Origin of the sequence: Flavobacterium suzhouense, assembly GCF_042684765.1 — a bacterium.
Classification (GTDB): Bacteria; Bacteroidota; Bacteroidia; order Flavobacteriales; family Flavobacteriaceae; genus Flavobacterium; species Flavobacterium suzhouense.
On sequence record NZ_JBHUMD010000027.1, the window covers coordinates 130,621 to 145,339 of the forward strand.

Here is a 14,719-nt window from a genome sequence, read left to right on the forward strand (position 1 = left end):
ACGAAAGAAGCACACTATAAATTTAAAAACCCTTCCGTTTGATTGCGGAAGGGTTTTTTGCTTATTACTCTATTCTGTAAATATCGGAGATGTTTTTAGTGATGTTCTCGAAGTCGATGGCAAGGTCTATCAGTTTTCCGCTCCTTACATCAAAAATCCAGCCGTGTACGGTAAGATTCCTTTCAATAATAGCTCTTTGTACCTCTACCGCTTTGATAACGTTGATACATTGTTCCTGTACGTTAAGTTCAACAAATCGGTCATAACGCACTGCCGGATCTTCAATCGCATTAAGCTCTTTACGGTGAATCCTGTATACGTCCCGAACATTCTTTAACCATGGATTAAGGATGCCAAGATCAGATTGTTCCATCGCCGCTTTAACACCACCACAGTTATAATGCCCACAAACCACTACGTGATTTACTTTTAGGTGCTGTACCGCATAGTTAATAACGGAAAGCACATTCAGGTCGGTATTAGGTACCATGTTAGCAATATTACGGTGTACGAATACATCGCCCGGCTGAAGCCCCATAAGCTCTTCCGCAGTAACGCGGCTATCAGAACAACCTATGTATAATATTTCAGGTGCTTGCCCTGCTGCCAGGTTTTTGAAATAATCGGGTTTTTCAAGTTGGGCTTTTACCCATTCTCTGTTGTTATCAAATACTTTTTTAATATCCATTGTATCTGTTTTATTAGTGTTTCTTTTGTTCTATTTTGGGAATATAAAGGTAATACAAAACAATAAAGCAAAAAAAACTCCGCTAACCACTAAAGTTAACGGAGTTTGTATTACTCCTCAAATCCTTTGATCAATACCTCAAGTATTTTTATCGCGGCATCGCTAATTTTAGTTCCCGGACCAAAAACGGCTACGGCTCCGCTGTCAAACAGATACTGGTAATCTTGTGCCGGGATAACCCCACCCACAATAACCATAATATCTTCACGGCCGTATTTCTTGAGCTCTTCAATAACCTGTGGGACAAGTGTTTTATGCCCTGCAGCTAATGAAGATACCCCAAGAATGTGAACGTCGTTCTCAACGGCCTGTTTAGCAGCCTCGGCAGGAGTTTGGAACAGTGGGCCAATGTCCACGTCAAAACCTACGTCGGCATAACCGGTAGCTACTACTTTAGCACCGCGGTCGTGGCCATCCTGACCCATTTTGGCAATCATTATCCTTGGGCGTCGGCCTTCCAGTTTGGCGAACTCGTCGGCAAGCTGTTTTGCTTTTTTAAAGCTTTCATCGTTTTTGATCTCTTTGCTGTACACTCCGCTAAATGATTTAATTTGTGCTTTATACCTTCCGAAAATCGTTTCAAGCGCATCGCTTATCTCACCCAGGGTTGCCCTGTTGCGTGCTGCATCAACCGCAAGTTCAAGCAGGTTGCCTTCACCTGATTTAGCAGACTCAGTTAGCTTTGCAAGGCATTCCTTAACCTTTTGGGTATCGCGTGTGGCTTTTATCTGGTCAAGACGCTCAATCTGCTGACGGCGCACCATTTGGTTGTCTACATCTAATATATGAAGCGGATCTTCTTTCTCAAGACGGTATTTGTTTACCCCTACGATTATATCCTGACCGCTGTCGATACGTGCCTGTTTGCGTGCTGCGGCTTCTTCAATACGAAGTTTTGGTATACCTGCTTCGATAGCTTTGGTCATACCGCCAAGCTCTTCAACCTCTTCGATAAGTGCCCATGCTTTTTTAGCAATTTCATCAGTCAGGCTTTCTACATAGTAGCTTCCTGCCCAAGGGTCAACTGTCTTGGTTATTTTGGTTTCTTCCTGAAGGAAGATCTGTGTATTACGGGCTATACGTGCCGAGAAATCTGTTGGCAGGGCAATAGCCTCATCCAATGCATTGGTGTGCAGCGATTGCGTTCCTCCAAAAGCAGCAGCGGCAGCCTCGATAGCCGTACGCGCCACATTGTTAAAAGGATCCTGTTCCGTCAAGCTCCATCCGCTGGTCTGGCAGTGGGTACGCAATGCAAGGGATTTGTCGTCTTTAGGGTCAAACTGTTTCAATAGTTTAGCCCAAAGCATACGCCCTGCACGCATTTTGGCAATCTCCATAAAGTGGTTCATCCCGATAGCCCAGAAGAACGAAAGGCGAGGAGCGAACTCATCGATCTTCATTCCTGCGGCAAGTCCGGTACGGATGTATTCCAGCCCGTCGGCAAGGGTATAAGCCAGCTCAATATCGGCAGTAGCACCGGCTTCCTGCATGTGGTAGCCCGAGATACTGATAGAGTTGAACTTTCGCATCTTACGGCTGGTATATTCAAAAATATCAGCAATGATCTTCATTGATGGAGCAGGAGGGTAGATGTACGTATTACGTACCATGAACTCCTTAAGGATGTCGTTCTGAATAGTTCCCGAAAGCAGTTCAGGGGCAACGCCCTGTTCTTCGGCTGCTACAATATAAAAAGCCATAATAGGTAAAACAGCCCCATTCATGGTCATCGAAACCGACATCTCGTTTAAAGGTATCTGATCGAAAAGGACTTTCATGTCCTCAACACTGTCTATGGCAACACCGGCCTTACCTACATCACCTACTACTCGTTCGTGGTCACTGTCGTAACCTCTGTGGGTAGCAAGGTCAAAGGCTACCGAAAGTCCTTTTTGTCCCGCGGCAAGGTTACGGCGGTAAAAGGCGTTACTTTCTTCAGCCGTTGAGAAACCCGCATACTGACGTACGGTCCACGGACGACGCACGTACATAGTAGCATAGGGTCCACGTAAGTTTGGTGCGAAACCGGCACCAAATTCAAGATGCTCCAGATTCTCAATATCCTTTTCAGAATAGTTTTCTTTTACTTCAATACCTTCGGCAGTAAGAAACGAATTTTGTTCCGTATTTACAGATTGATTCTCTGCCTCAGGCTTAAGTTGTATATGTTGTATGTTTTTTCTCATTGCTCTATCCTATGACTGCGTCAAAGGCTATTTTGTTTGACCCTTTCAGGGTCGTGACAGTTTAACTATTTAACTTATTCAGTTACTTTTTCCTGATCCAGCCTTTCCAGCTCCATTTTCTCCGCCAGTCTTTTTTCTATGATTGGCGCCACAAGCGTTTTTCTCGGATTGGCTTTTACGAATGGGTATAACTCAAGGTCGTGACTCATTTTGTCGTTCTTGTTAGGGTATTTGTTAGTTCCTAACAACACTTCTTTTCCTGAGTCAAAAAGTTCCTGCTCTTTGGTAGCGCTTTCCTGAATCTTACGCTGAATTGTTCCCTCCATCAGTTGAGTTATCAAACCGCCATTAGCTTCGATATCTTTAAACAATGCCAACGCCTTTTCGGCAAGCTGTTGTGTTAGTTCTTCGATATAATAAGCCCCGTCTGAAGGGTTATTCACTTTATCAAAATAGCTTTCGTGTTTCAGTACCAATAACTGATTACGTGCTATACGGTCGCCAAACTCGTTGTCTTTATGGTAAATGGCGTCATAGGCAAGATTAGCTACGCTGTTTGCGCCACCAAGAATTGCACTCATGCACTCGGTTGTTGTACGAAGCATGTTTACATTATAATCGTAAAGAGTTTTGTTACGTTTTGTTGGTGTAGCGATGATATGGCAATCAAAATTATGATCATATTCTGCTGCGATGAGGTTGAAAAGCGTACGCATTGCACGTAATTTTGCAATCTCAAAGAAATAGTTAGTTCCTACTGCTACCTGAAGCACTATAGGTTTATTTACAGTTGCAACGCGGTTAAAGTATTCATTCGCATGTGCTAAAGTATAGGCAATCTGCTGAACGATGTTGGCTCCTGCGTTTTGGTACAGGCTGCCATCCACGCTAAGGAAATGAATATTGCTGCATGCAATAGCAATGGTATTTAAAGCCTCAATATCGATTTCAAGGTTAGTATGCCAGTTTCCTTCTTTTGCCAGTTGACCAACCGGGTCAAGCTGAACATAAAACTGTGCATTTCTCTCCTTTGCTATAACGTCAAGACTCTTTACGAAATCGATTGATAGAAAAGGTAAATAAAAATACACGGGGGTATCGTTAGGAACTTTAGAAAGCAATGCCTTTACATCAGTACTTTCGTTCTCAATGGTAAAGCGAAGGCTTTCGGCACCACGTTTTAAAGTAGATATAGCCCTTCCTGCCGATTTTTCAGTATCGTGTACATATATGTTCTGGCAAATACTGAATTCAGCAGCTTTTCCGGCAACTGCAGGACCTTGTTTAAACTCATCAATATGGTAAAAAGGTTTTACCTTAATGCCTTCCGGGCTTTCCCAAACAAGGGTTTCATTATAGTCTGCGCCCTTAAGCTCATACTGTATCTGTTGCTTCCATTGTTTGGAAGAAACCGGTTCAAATTCATTAAATAGCTTTTCGCTCATGCGGAATATGTTAAAGAGATTTTGTACCCTGTTCTTCTGCCTGGATACTATCTTCAAATTCTATGATATAAACATCTTCATTGTCGCGTTTCATGTAGTACTTCTCACGCGCATATTTTTCTGTCTGGTCAGGATTGTTCAGTTGCTTTATACTGGTACTGTCTTTTTTTATCTCCTGAATGTAGTAACGTTTGTTGGCTTCAAGTTCTTCAATCTTTTTGTCGAGGATACGGTTTTCAAAATAAGAATAGTTATCCAGGAAGGTAAGCCATACCCCTACAAAAATAATGACCAATACATATCTGTTCCCCAGTATTTTAAGGATTGGAAAGCGTTTGGTTAGTTTTTTGAAGAATTTCATGCTGCTAAATTACATCAAAATAAGAAAAGACAGATTTTAAATTATAAACTTTTGTCCACATAACTTAATTATTGGAATAACTTTTGTTTCAGTAGTATAAACCTAAACAATCGTCTCTATGAAAAAAATATACCTTCTTTTTTTGCTGTTTCTTTCGGCAACAGTAAGTGCACAAAACGAAAAGCTATCCTCAGCATCGGAGTTTATCGACCGGTCAAGCTTTATCCAGATCAATCTTGACGAGAATGAATCGGCTGTTTTTAAATCGGGATGGAATGAAACCGTACAGTTTTATCCTGCGGAAATAATAGATCTTAAACAAAATACAAAAATGTATGGGCTTAATGTTACGGCAGAATATTTAGTGACCCAACAAAATGCAGACAACTTTAGGGTAAAAGAGGATGCATGGATAGGAATGGAAGAAATAGGGGATATGGTTGTTTGGCTGGAAGAATATGTAATTCCTAATCTGAACAATACTACCGGCAAAAAGAAAGCAGTAAAGTATATTTTCAATTCGAATGAGCTAACCCTAAAATTCGAGATCTATGATAATAAACAGGTTTTTTCGGTACAACTGAATAATTCCATGTTTCCGGATAAGTATTTCTGGACAGAGGCAAGGGTAAAAGAAATACCTAAAGTGCTGGAAACTCTCAGATATCTGCTGACAAAGGCATAGTGTATTATTTTAAACGCTGATGGATTACAGCCCTGACCACATCAATAGCTACTGTATTGTATCTGTCGTGCGGAATAATAATATCGGCATGTGCTTTAGTGGGTTCGATGAATTGCTCGTGCATAGGTTTCAGGGTATTCTGATAGCGGTTAAGTACCTCTTCCATATCTCTTCCACGTTCGGCGATATCGCGTTTCAGGCGACGGATAAGCCTTTCATCGGCATCAGCATATACGAAGATCTTAATATCAAACATATCCCTTAGCCTGGCATCAGCCAATATCAGAATGCCTTCAACAATCATTACCTTTCGTGGATGGGTAATAATAGTATCACTTGTCCTGTTATGTGTAATAAAAGAATAGACAGGCTGTTCAATCGTTTGCCCTGCTTTTAATGCGGCCAGATGTTCAGCCAGCAGTTCAAAGTCGATAGAGTTAGGGTGGTCAAAGTTAATTTTAGCCCTGTCTTCGTATGTAAGCCCGGTTGTTTGCCTGTAATAAGAATCCTGAGAAATAATGCCTACCTCTTCAGAAGGCAGTTCGTTCATTATCTGTTGTACAACGGTGGTTTTACCGCTTCCGGTGCCTCCGGCAATTCCTATTATAAGCATTTGTTTTATATTAATTTAAGCAAAAATAGTAATTATTAGTAGGAGTTATTGCTGATTAGCTGTTATCATTACAATAAATCTTTACGTAAATCTCTTATATTTGAAACAAACTTAAATCTATGATACGTTCGTTAGTATTCGCTTTCTTTTCTTTATGCATTACACCTGCATTTGCGCAGCATGAAGTAATGTACCATATAAACACCCGCAGTTTTTTTGATAGTGACGGCGATGGCCAGGGAGACCTTAAAGGTATTGAGGACAAGCTTGGGTATCTTCAGCAGTTGGGGGTAACTACCATAACACTGTCACCGATATACCAGTCGGATTTTTACCATAATCTCTATGCAGGTAATATTGAAAAAATTGATGAGGCATACGGCGCTTTTAAAGAATACCGTGACCTTATTCAAAATATACACTTAAGGAAAATGAAGTTGTATCAGGAGGTAGACCTGCAATATATCAGTGCTAAACATTTATGGTTTACAGATTCCTTTAAAAATACCAAATCGGCTTATAGCGGTTACATTTATTATACCGATACAAAAAATGAAAAGCCTTATCAATTGCCTGAAATAACAACTCTAAAAGGTTTAAAAGAACAAGTCGTGGCTGTTAATCTTAAAAATGAAAAGGTGGCGGCTTATTATGCTAAAGCCCTTAAATACTGGACCGATCCGGATGGTGATGGTAGTTTTTATGATGGTGTTGACGGTTTTAGGATTGTTGATATAAAAGATAAACTTGATAATTCAGGGAAAACAAATAATCAGCTTAAAGCTTTTTATGCGCCTTTAATCGCAGGGCTTAAAAAAGTAAATCCCGCGATACAGATACTCGCTGCTGCAGATGGAACTTCTTTCGGGAATGACCTTTATACCAAGGCAGGTTTCGACAGGGTACAATCATCTAAGTTAAGGGATGCTATAGTTTCATTCGATAAGAATAAGATAATGAAGGCTGCCGACAGTACTTTTATGAATCTTCCTGATGGCAAGGTTCCGGTACCTTATATTGAGAAAGAAAAGGTACAAAGGGTTGCCTCAATGCAGGGAATGAATTTAGGGGCATTAAAAGTTGCTGCGGGGCTTAATTTTTTACTTGGAGGCGTTCCATGTATTTATTACGGACAGGAGATAGGAATGATGAGTAAACCGTTAAACACCGGTACAGATGCCGATGGTATTCCGTCAAGGGAGGCTTTCGAATGGTATGCTTCAGGACAGGGCAATGGAATGGCATTATGGTACAGGGATTTTAAACCTTATTTTGAAAACAGTAGCGCCAAGCCTAATGATGGTGTTTCTCAGGAAGAGCAGCAGGGTGATAAAAACTCTTTATGGGCCTATTATAAAGAGCTTATAAGAATGAAAAAAATGCAATCGGCTGTTGCTGAGGGGAAATATGCGTCAATATCTAACAACAATGATAATGTTGTTTCCTTTACCCGTGTAAACGGAGAAAAAAAGGTGTTGGTAATGATAAATTTATCGGGTAAAGAAGAGTTTACCAGGCTAAGTGATGATGTAACCATTAGACTGGATAGTATGAAACTGATATTCGGGTCTCCTAATTCAACTTTCGGCAGAGGGGCCAGGGCATTGATAATGCAACCTTATGCAGTTCAGGTCTGGACATATAATTTATAATCAAAAGGCAGGAGAATATCCTGCCTTTTTTATTGAATACCGTCAGAGGTTGTGAAGCGTAATTGCTGTGAGATAAGATACCCGTCTGTTCCATTCATCTGTGAGATTAAAGGTATAAGAAGGTATTCGCCATATTTTGGTCTCATAAATGCATTTACCGTAGCTTTCAAGCTCTTTTGAGGTAGAGAAGTCTTTTAGTTTTTCAAGTCCGCACATTGATACGATCGCAAAGTCGGGCTTAATGTTTAGTTTCGAAACCGATTCCATTATTGATGTAATCCTTTTTTTCTGTTCTGTAGGTGAGGCGGAAACAATAAGGATGTTTTTTTTCCTTACAGTAACTACAAAATTTCCTTCAGTTATTTTGGCAGATTGTACATTTTCTGCTGCTACAGATCCTGACTCAGAAATATAGATGCGTTTAACGGCATCGGGTTTAAGCCTTGTGCAAACCTCCCTTATGGTAGCGGCTTTGCCGGCACTTTTAGCACCCTTAATTACTATATACTTCATAATTCCGGTTGAATTTGGTTGATAATACAGGTGTGGATTTTGAAGTAAACGGGTTTTAGAAGTTGTTGTTATTTTACCATAGGCTTTACTGTTTTAGAGATTAATTGGTTGTTGTTTTTATTTGTAATTGTTTGGGATGTAAATGATTGGGTGTTAAAATTACTAAAAATAATTTGAACGGCATATCTTTTTAAAATACTTTAGGCTCCACCTGGGAGCCTAAAGTTATAAGTTGTGCAGCGTTATGGCTGTAATATATGATATACGTTTATTCCATTCTTCGGTAAGATGGAAAGTGTATGACGGTATTCTCCATATTTTGGTTTCGTAAATACACTTGCCAAATTTTTCAAGTTCTTTTGATGTAGAGAAATCTTTGAGTTTTTCAAGCCCTCTCATAGCAACAATGGCGAAATCTGGTTTTAAATTTAAATTAAAGACAGATTCCATAATAGAACTTATTTTTTTCTTTTGTTCTGTTGGAGCACCTGATACCATCAGGATGTTCTTTTTGCGTACCGTAACAATATACGTCCCGTCTGAAATTCCTGCTGCCGGGGCAATACTTTCCAGTGATACCTGTCCGGATTCTGAAAAATAGACTTTACGGATCGCTTCCGGTTTTAATTTTTTGCATACGGCATTAATGGTTTCGGCCTTGCCTGAACTCCTTGCTCCTTTAATGATAATGTACTTCATAAGCGTGTGGTTTGTTTAATGTTGTGGTTGGGATGTTTAAAGGAATACAGTGGGGGTTACTGCTGTATTTAAAAATTAAATAAATGAAAAATAAGTTTAATTATTATATGTTTATTTATTTGTGATTTTAATTGTTATTTGTCTGTTTTGTTAAGATTTGATGTTAATAATGGGCAAATTTAAAATAAATTTTAACACGTAAAATTATTATCGTGTTAAATAAAATGGTCAAAAGAAGCTATTATGTTTTAAATAATTGCTTAAGGTTTAACGCGAACAATTCTACGTTTTCGTTTAAAATTATAAAGTTTTTTTAACATTTGTTTACGGGAAACCGTAAACAAATGTTAAAAAAAAGTTATAATCGATGAAATGCGTTTTCGTTTCTAAATGATTTTCATGTCTTTAGCAATAGCGACAAGTTGAATACTGTTGTTAGCTTTAAGTACTAACTTTAGTTTATTTATTCTTTTTTCGATGCTGCTCATACTTGCAGAAGGGTATCTCTTCTCTTTAAATAATTTGCTTATGTCGTCCTGTGTATGGCCCTCCGATAAAAATCTTAGAATTAATATATCATAGCTATCCATTTCAAACAGCGATTGCTGTTTAAATGTTTTTTCGAAAGCCGGCGAAATGTACGTAAAGCCCTTAATTGTTGAGTTGATTGCATCAATAAGCTCTGAGGTACTTTCACGTCCTTTTATTACATATGCATTAATAAAATGATCAGATAATAGAGACTTTATGATGAAAGGCTTTTCGTCCATAGCGTATACTATTATTTTTGGATGTATGCTTTCTTTTCTAAGTTTCGCTATAAGTTCCTCGCCAGTAGCAAGATGTATTTTCTTTTTATGGTCATCTTTAAAGGATAGATCTGTAATGATTAAATCATAAGGCTTGCTCTCTGATATGGCTTTTTTGATTTTTAAATACCCTTCATCACAATATTTGACTGAGTGTATTTCTGAATCAAAATTTTTTTTAAGAACTGTGATAATACCTAGACTAATACTGTCTATGTCTTCTATAATTAAAATTTTTGAGAACATGGGGGATGGGTTATTATTTTGAATAAGGAGGGTAGGTAAGTATGATATGAAATCCTTTTTCGGTATCGGTATTTAAATTTACTTGTCCGCCAACAGAATGCATGCGGCGCTCAATATTCATCAGGCCGCTTTTATAGAGTGTTTTTTCTTTGCTAATTCCACAGCCATTGTCAATGTAAGAAATCTCCATTTTTTTTCCGGTGACAGAAAAATCTAAGATTACCAGCGAAGCCCCGCTGTGTTTTTTCATGTTTACCATTAATTCCTGTAACGAGCGGTATAAAGCTATTTTTTTTAAGGTGTTAATCTTATTCCATTTAATGTCTCCCATTCCCTTTATAATGACATTTACCTTATCTCCTGAATAGCTTGTAAGCATGAGTTTTAAGTGTTCAGGAAAATTATATCCGGTTTCAATGTTTGCTGTTTCCCTGGATATATTTTTTGTCATGACATAAACGTTGTCAAGCTTTAGAATTAGTTTTCTTCTGTTTTCATCAGAAATTTTCTTTTCTGAGTCAAGATAATTTACTGTTTCGTAAAGTTCATTGGCTATTTCGTCATGTACTTTTTTTGCTATTCTTGTTTCGGTAATGTAGCTTTCCATGAAACGCTCTCTTTTGTATTTTGCTTTTAAAAGAAAATATATCAGAAGCGAACAACAAACTGTAAAAGTGAGATTTGTAAAAATTAGAAGCTTGTAATTATCAAGTTTCTCTAATAAATTGTCATAAGAAGTTATTGCTTCGGTATTTGAAGAGTCATCGGTTGTTTTTTCTTCGTTTTGGCTGTTGGTGTAGAGTATAGCTCTTTCATGTCGGTCATTTGCAATGCCGATTGAAGTGTTAAAGAGGGCTGCCAGTAGGAGCAGCGATATGATTAATTTTTTAGTTGGTTCAAACATACGTTTTTTTAAATATCATTCAGTTAAACCAAATAGCATTGGTTTGGGGGCACAGAAAATACTGCACATACGAAATGATCTTGGCAGGTTCTGTGCATTGCAAATGAGTAAGATAAGCAAGGCTAACCATCCTGTAATGCAGGAAGTTTTAGAATCCGACCAGGTTAAAAAATAAAACGTAGTGTATTCCCAATAAAAATAATTACTTTTTTTGGGTTAACTTTAAGTTAAGCGATTAAAGGTAAATTTATCAGTTGAATTGCATTAGTCAAATTCGGAAGTAAAGAAAAGCTTTACAGTCGGATATTTAGACTGAGTCATCTGGATAGAGAAATCTGAATCCGCCAGGAATACAAGTTGCCCGTATTTATCCTTTGCAAGGAATTTTTGCTTGATCCTTTTAAATTCGGCAAATTCTTCATTTTTAGCATCATCAGGCTTTACCCAGCATGCCTTAAAAGCAGGGAAGTTCTCATAAGAACATTTTGCTCCATATTCGTGCTCAAGTCTGTATTGGATTACTTCATATTGAAGTGCACCTACCGTACCAATAACCTTACGGTTATTCATTTCAAGGGTAAATAGCTGAGCTACACCTTCGTCCATAAGCTGGTCGATACCTTTTTCAAGCTGTTTGGCTTTTAGAGGATCAGCATTATTGATGTAGCGGAAATGCTCAGGCGAGAAGCTTGGGATACCTTTAAAGCTCATAAGTTCGCCTTCGGTAAGGGTGTCGCCAATCTTAAAGTTTCCGGTATCGTGTAAACCTACAATATCACCAGGGTAAGAGATATCTACAATTTCTTTCTTCTCAGCAAAGAATGCATTTGGACTTGAGAACTTCAGGTTCTTGCCAAGGCGTACATGCAGGTATGGTTTGTTTCTCTCAAAAACACCCGAAACAATTTTTACGAATGCTATCCTGTCACGGTGCTTAGGATCCATGTTTGCGTGAATCTTGAATACAAATCCTGCAAACTTAGCTTCATCCGGCTCAACCGTTCTTGTGTCAGAATCTTTTGGTCTTGGAGAAGGCGCGATATCTATAAAGCAATCTAATAGCTCGCGAACACCAAAGTTATTTAATGCAGAACCAAAGAATACAGGTTGTTGTTTTCCGTTAAGGTAAGCTTCTCTGTCAAAAGCGGGATAAACCTCTTCAATAAGTTCAAGTTCTTCCCTTAGCTTGCCGGCCGGTTTTTCACCAATTATTTTTTCAAGTTCAGGATTGTTGATGTCGCTGAAAGCAATGGTTTCTTCAATATTTTTACGGCTGTCTCCGCTAAACAGGTTAATGTTTTTTTCCCAGATATTATAAATACCCTGAAAATCATAGCCCATGCCTATAGGGAAGCTTAAAGGAGTTACCGTAAGGCCAAGTTTTTGTTCCACCTCGTCCATAAGGTCAAAGGCATCTTTACCTTCACGGTCAAGTTTGTTGATGAATACCAGCATAGGAATGTTACGCATACGACATACCTGTACCAGTTTTTCGGTTTGTTCCTCAACCCCTTTTGCAACGTCTATTACTACGATAACGCTGTCTACGGCAGTTAGTGTCCTGAAAGTATCTTCAGCAAAATCTTTGTGTCCGGGAGTATCCAGGATGTTTATTTTCTTGTCTTTATAATTAAAAGCAAGTACAGAGGTAGCAACAGAGATTCCCCTTTGCCTTTCAATTTCCATAAAGTCACTGGTTGCGCCTTTTTTGATTTTGTTGCTCTTTACGGCACCGGCTTCCTGAATAGCACCTCCGAATAAAAGGAGCTTTTCGGTCAATGTTGTTTTACCGGCATCCGGGTGGGAAATAATACCAAAAGTACGTCTTCTCTCAATCTCTTTATTAAAATTCATGCTCACGGCCTCTGTTTCTTAGAATTATGCAAAAATAGGTTTTTCCTTTTTTACGGCTGCAAAGATAGTATGTTCATTTCATAGATAAAAATGTGTTTTTAATCGATGCTTTTCCGAATGTTCTTTCGCGCGCGTGAGGAAGGTTTTAGATTTACTTAAACCAGCCAGTAGTTGTTTAATTAAACTGAAAACCAATTGATTATCGGGGGATATCCAATATCGGGGATTATAGTGCGCTTATGTTGCGTTATGTTTTTTTTGTGCACTGCAATGGCAGGATATGCACAAACAAAGGTGTATGCCTCTAATGCAGTAACTACAACACCCACCCATGTTGCTTCACTTTCGAACTCTTACGATCAAAATATAAGTACTTCAGCAGAATTGTCTGCTTATTCAGGAGTAGCTATTCTGGGAGGTGCTTATACTAGTGATATCGAACTTCAGTTTTCATCTGAACTTCCTGCTTATACTACTTCATTGGTAAAAATATCTGCAGACGACCCTATTCTTGGAGGATTATTGGGTGGTGCTTTAAGCTCTCTTTTGGGTACTTTACTTACCGGGAATCAGATTTTTACTGTTGATGTTAAAAACAGTCTTGGTAATGTTGTGCTTACAGGAGATAGTTCAGTTGCTAATAGTTTTGCTACCGCTAAGCTTAGAGTGGTTATTAACGATGCGGGAGATTATTTTTTAAGGATAACACCCGACCAAAATTATAAAAGTATAAAAATAACCAATAAATTATCTGTAGCAATTGCGCTTGGAATTACAAAAAAGCTTAATGTTTTTGAAGCTTATTATATTTCCGGCTCTGCACTTTGCGGTGAAGCAACTTATACATCAACATCTGCTACCAGTATAGTAAATATTGGAGATGCCGGTGTAACTGACCCAAAAAATGTATTAACGGCAAGCACAACAGATTTTTCAGTATTAAGTATAGGTTTATTGGGAGTAGGTCCGTCGATTGAGCAGATTGTATATTTTGAAGGTCCTTCAAATGCAAGTGACACCTTTGGTGTTCGGCTAAGCACTTCGGCATCCTTGTTAAGTGCAGGTATAGCTTCAAATGTAAGTGTTGTTGCCTCCTATCAGGGTGCTGTTGTGCAAACAAAGACACTCGCGGAATTGATAACTTTGAATGCTCTCACTATGACTGGCGGCGCTATAACAACATTATATATGAGCCCGGGTTCTGCAGTAGACAGGATAACAGTGAGGCTTTCCTCTTTCGCAGGTGTTGCGCAAAGCCTCAATTTTTATGGAGTTACCAAAACGCTGTCTGTTCCTGGAATTAATGCCTATACTGCCATTTGTTCGGGTAGTACTGTGTCGCTTACGGCTACAGTAACTACCGGTACCCAAATTCGATGGTATACTGTGGCATCGGGTGGAACTGCCGTGGCCACAACAAATAGCGGAGTGGCTTTTGTTACACCTGTGCTTACATCAAACACAACATACTATGCAGAGCAGTTCAATGGTTCCTGTACCGGGATAAGATTAGCCGTTCCTGTTACGGTAGTGGCTAAACCTATCGCCGGAGTTATAGCCGGAGAACAAACAATATGTCTTAATAAACAACCAGCTTCTTTAAGTTCTGTTTCAGCAGATGCGGGAGGTACAATTACTTACCGTTGGGAATCGTCTCTTGATGATGTAAGCTGGGCGGTTATTTCGGGTGAAACGGGTGTAACCTATCAGCCTCCGGTGCTCCTAAAAAACACTTTTTACAGGAGAATTACCATAAATACCCAAAGCGGAATCATTTGTGAGTCAACTCCTACGTCTTCTGTTAAGGTTACAACAAAAAACTGTATGGTATATGCAAATCCAATGGTGCGTCAACGCATTAAAAGCGGGACTTAGACAGCTTTTTCTGGAATTTAAGGCATATTAATTTAATCAAAAAAACTATAAATACGTGTTAAATTTACATTAAAATTTAGTAAGAATTTTATTGCGTAATTTGTCGATAAAAAATGCTATTTTGTCGAT

13 protein-coding genes are annotated in these 14,719 nt (G+C 38.8%); 3 read left to right on the forward strand and 10 right to left on the reverse strand.

Translation table 11 applies throughout. From position 1 onward, the window contains the following. Window positions 1–64: 64 nt before the first annotated feature. The 4 genes from ACFSR3_RS13835 to ACFSR3_RS13850 all read right to left on the reverse strand — a co-directional run bounded on the left by ACFSR3_RS13835 (window position 65) and on the right by ACFSR3_RS13850 (window position 4,740). Window positions 65–688 carry a carbonic anhydrase gene (locus tag ACFSR3_RS13835; RefSeq protein ID WP_114758243.1) on the reverse strand — a complete coding sequence of 208 codons (624 nt, stop codon included), beginning with the start codon at window positions 686–688 and terminating at the stop codon, window positions 65–67. 110 nt (window positions 689–798) lie between these two features. Next, window positions 799–2,934: a methylmalonyl-CoA mutase gene (scpA, locus tag ACFSR3_RS13840; protein WP_379821767.1), complete on the reverse strand. Its 2,136-nt coding sequence runs from the start codon at window positions 2,932–2,934 to the stop codon at window positions 799–801. A 74-nt stretch (window positions 2,935–3,008) separates the two neighbouring features. Next, entirely contained in the window at window positions 3,009–4,379 is a 1,371-nt protein-coding gene (locus ACFSR3_RS13845) for a methylmalonyl-CoA mutase subunit beta (RefSeq protein WP_379821769.1), read from the reverse strand. 10 nt (window positions 4,380–4,389) lie between these two features. Further along, the gene (locus tag ACFSR3_RS13850) at window positions 4,390–4,740 is read right to left on the reverse strand and encodes an FtsB family cell division protein (protein WP_169521597.1); all 351 of its coding nucleotides are present in this window, start codon (window positions 4,738–4,740) and stop codon (window positions 4,390–4,392) included. 118 nt (window positions 4,741–4,858) lie between these two features. Between ACFSR3_RS13850 and ACFSR3_RS13855 the strand changes: the two genes are divergently transcribed. Then, a complete protein-coding gene (locus ACFSR3_RS13855; protein ID WP_379821770.1) occupies window positions 4,859–5,425 on the forward strand; it encodes a hypothetical protein in 567 nt (188 codons plus the stop codon). 4 nt (window positions 5,426–5,429) lie between these two features. Here ACFSR3_RS13855 and udk read toward each other — a convergent pair whose 3' ends face one another. After that, entirely contained in the window at window positions 5,430–6,038 is a 609-nt protein-coding gene (udk, locus tag ACFSR3_RS13860; protein ID WP_379821771.1) for a uridine kinase, read from the reverse strand. A 119-nt stretch (window positions 6,039–6,157) separates the two neighbouring features. On the opposite strand from udk, the gene ACFSR3_RS13865 reads away from it, so the two are divergent. Next, the gene (locus ACFSR3_RS13865) at window positions 6,158–7,690 is read left to right on the forward strand and encodes an alpha-amylase family glycosyl hydrolase (protein WP_379821772.1); all 1,533 of its coding nucleotides are present in this window, start codon (window positions 6,158–6,160) and stop codon (window positions 7,688–7,690) included. Between the two features lie 42 nt (window positions 7,691–7,732). Here the strand turns inward: ACFSR3_RS13865 and ACFSR3_RS13870 are convergent, their stop codons facing one another. From ACFSR3_RS13870 to ACFSR3_RS13890, 5 genes are all read right to left on the reverse strand, one after another. Next, entirely contained in the window at window positions 7,733–8,203 is a 471-nt protein-coding gene (locus ACFSR3_RS13870) for a hypothetical protein (RefSeq protein ID WP_379821775.1), read from the reverse strand. Between the two features lie 225 nt (window positions 8,204–8,428). Then, window positions 8,429–8,902 carry a hypothetical protein gene (locus tag ACFSR3_RS13875; RefSeq protein ID WP_379821778.1) on the reverse strand — a complete coding sequence of 158 codons (474 nt, stop codon included), beginning with the start codon at window positions 8,900–8,902 and terminating at the stop codon, window positions 8,429–8,431. A 386-nt stretch (window positions 8,903–9,288) separates the two neighbouring features. Further along, entirely contained in the window at window positions 9,289–9,957 is a 669-nt protein-coding gene (locus tag ACFSR3_RS13880) for a response regulator (RefSeq protein ID WP_379821780.1), read from the reverse strand. A 13-nt stretch (window positions 9,958–9,970) separates the two neighbouring features. Continuing rightward, on the reverse strand, window positions 9,971–10,861 hold the full coding sequence (locus ACFSR3_RS13885; RefSeq protein ID WP_379821782.1) for a sensor histidine kinase: 891 nt from the start codon (window positions 10,859–10,861) through the stop codon (window positions 9,971–9,973). Between the two features lie 264 nt (window positions 10,862–11,125). Further along, window positions 11,126–12,715 (reverse strand): peptide chain release factor 3, encoded by a 1,590-nt coding sequence (locus ACFSR3_RS13890; RefSeq protein WP_114758256.1) that lies wholly within the window; start codon window positions 12,713–12,715, stop codon window positions 11,126–11,128. A 270-nt stretch (window positions 12,716–12,985) separates the two neighbouring features. On the opposite strand from ACFSR3_RS13890, the gene ACFSR3_RS13895 reads away from it, so the two are divergent. After that, window positions 12,986–14,590, forward strand: coding sequence for an immunoglobulin domain-containing protein (locus ACFSR3_RS13895; protein ID WP_379821784.1), 1,605 nt, complete (start codon window positions 12,986–12,988; stop codon window positions 14,588–14,590). Window positions 14,591–14,719: the final 129 nt, after the last annotated feature.

Excerpts from the sequence above, each read along its gene's own strand:
- ACFSR3_RS13835 (WP_114758243.1), bottom strand. The coding sequence starts at position 688 with ATGGATATTAAAAAAGTATTTGATAACAACAGAGAATGGGTAAAAGCC.
- scpA (WP_379821767.1), bottom strand. The coding sequence starts at position 2,934 with ATGAGAAAAAACATACAACATATACAACTTAAGCCTGAGGCAGAGAAT.
- ACFSR3_RS13845 (WP_379821769.1), bottom strand. The coding sequence starts at position 4,379 with ATGAGCGAAAAGCTATTTAATGAATTTGAACCGGTTTCTTCCAAACAA.
- ACFSR3_RS13850 (WP_169521597.1), bottom strand. The coding sequence starts at position 4,740 with ATGAAATTCTTCAAAAAACTAACCAAACGCTTTCCAATCCTTAAAATA.
- ACFSR3_RS13855 (WP_379821770.1), top strand. The coding sequence starts at position 4,859 with ATGAAAAAAATATACCTTCTTTTTTTGCTGTTTCTTTCGGCAACAGTA.
- udk (WP_379821771.1), bottom strand. The coding sequence starts at position 6,038 with ATGCTTATAATAGGAATTGCCGGAGGCACCGGAAGCGGTAAAACCACC.
- ACFSR3_RS13865 (WP_379821772.1), top strand. The coding sequence starts at position 6,158 with ATGATACGTTCGTTAGTATTCGCTTTCTTTTCTTTATGCATTACACCT.
- ACFSR3_RS13870 (WP_379821775.1), bottom strand. The coding sequence starts at position 8,203 with ATGAAGTATATAGTAATTAAGGGTGCTAAAAGTGCCGGCAAAGCCGCT.
- ACFSR3_RS13875 (WP_379821778.1), bottom strand. The coding sequence starts at position 8,902 with ATGAAGTACATTATCATTAAAGGAGCAAGGAGTTCAGGCAAGGCCGAA.
- ACFSR3_RS13880 (WP_379821780.1), bottom strand. The coding sequence starts at position 9,957 with ATGTTCTCAAAAATTTTAATTATAGAAGACATAGACAGTATTAGTCTA.
- ACFSR3_RS13885 (WP_379821782.1), bottom strand. The coding sequence starts at position 10,861 with ATGTTTGAACCAACTAAAAAATTAATCATATCGCTGCTCCTACTGGCA.
- ACFSR3_RS13890 (WP_114758256.1), bottom strand. The coding sequence starts at position 12,715 with ATGAATTTTAATAAAGAGATTGAGAGAAGACGTACTTTTGGTATTATT.
- ACFSR3_RS13895 (WP_379821784.1), top strand. The coding sequence starts at position 12,986 with ATGGCAGGATATGCACAAACAAAGGTGTATGCCTCTAATGCAGTAACT.